Here is a 1,618-nt window from a genome sequence, read left to right as displayed (position 1 = left end):
GCTTCACGAGTTGAAGCAAATCAAGCTTTTAATTGAAGAGTTTGATCATGGCTCAGATTGAACGCTGGCGGCAGGCCTAACACATGCAAGTCGAGCGGTAGCACAGGGAGCTTGCTCCTGGGTGACGAGCGGCGGACGGGTGAGTAATGTCTGGGAAACTGCCTGATGGAGGGGGATAACTACTGGAAACGGTAGCTAATACCGCATAACGTCTTCGGACCAAAGAGGGGGACCTTCGGGCCTCTTGCCATCAGATGTGCCCAGATGGGATTAGCTAGTAGGTGAGGTAATGGCTCACCTAGGCGACGATCCCTAGCTGGTCTGAGAGGATGACCAGCCACACTGGAACTGAGACACGGTCCAGACTCCTACGGGAGGCAGCAGTGGGGAATATTGCACAATGGGCGCAAGCCTGATGCAGCCATGCCGCGTGTATGAAGAAGGCCTTCGGGTTGTAAAGTACTTTCAGCGAGGAGGAAGGCATTGTGGTTAATAACCGCAGTGATTGACGTTACTCGCAGAAGAAGCACCGGCTAACTCCGTGCCAGCAGCCGCGGTAATACGGAGGGTGCAAGCGTTAATCGGAATTACTGGGCGTAAAGCGCACGCAGGCGGTCTGTCAAGTCGGATGTGAAATCCCCGGGCTCAACCTGGGAACTGCATTCGAAACTGGCAGGCTAGAGTCTTGTAGAGGGGGGTAGAATTCCAGGTGTAGCGGTGAAATGCGTAGAGATCTGGAGGAATACCGGTGGCGAAGGCGGCCCCCTGGACAAAGACTGACGCTCAGGTGCGAAAGCGTGGGGAGCAAACAGGATTAGATACCCTGGTAGTCCACGCCGTAAACGATGTCGACTTGGAGGTTGTTCCCTTGAGGAGTGGCTTCCGGAGCTAACGCGTTAAGTCGACCGCCTGGGGAGTACGGCCGCAAGGTTAAAACTCAAATGAATTGACGGGGGCCCGCACAAGCGGTGGAGCATGTGGTTTAATTCGATGCAACGCGAAGAACCTTACCTACTCTTGACATCCAGAGAATTCGCTAGAGATAGCTTAGTGCCTTCGGGAACTCTGAGACAGGTGCTGCATGGCTGTCGTCAGCTCGTGTTGTGAAATGTTGGGTTAAGTCCCGCAACGAGCGCAACCCTTATCCTTTGTTGCCAGCGGTTCGGCCGGGAACTCAAAGGAGACTGCCAGTGATAAACTGGAGGAAGGTGGGGATGACGTCAAGTCATCATGGCCCTTACGAGTAGGGCTACACACGTGCTACAATGGCGCATACAAAGAGAAGCGACCTCGCGAGAGCAAGCGGACCTCATAAAGTGCGTCGTAGTCCGGATCGGAGTCTGCAACTCGACTCCGTGAAGTCGGAATCGCTAGTAATCGTAGATCAGAATGCTACGGTGAATACGTTCCCGGGCCTTGTACACACCGCCCGTCACACCATGGGAGTGGGTTGCAAAAGAAGTAGGTAGCTTAACCTTCGGGAGGGCGCTTACCACTTTGTGATTCATGACTGGGGTGAAGTCGTAACAAGGTAACCGTAGGGGAACCTGCGGTTGGATCACCTCCTTACCTAATAGATACAAACCCGCGTAGTGCTCACACAGATTGTCTGATAGAA

Annotated in this window: 1 rRNA gene; it reads left to right on the top strand. The window is 53.8% G+C overall.

Annotation, left to right across the window (positions count from 1 at the left end):
• The first annotated feature begins 29 nt into the window (after nt 1-29).
• Nucleotides 30-1,569, top strand: a 16S ribosomal RNA gene (locus GBAG_RS21700).
• Nucleotides 1,570-1,618: the final 49 nt, after the last annotated feature.

Source organism: Buttiauxella agrestis ATCC 33320 (assembly GCF_000735355.1).
Classification (GTDB): domain Bacteria; phylum Pseudomonadota; class Gammaproteobacteria; order Enterobacterales; family Enterobacteriaceae; genus Buttiauxella; species Buttiauxella agrestis.
Note: the sequence above shows the minus strand (reverse complement) of the source record. Positions and strands in the feature narration are given on the sequence as shown.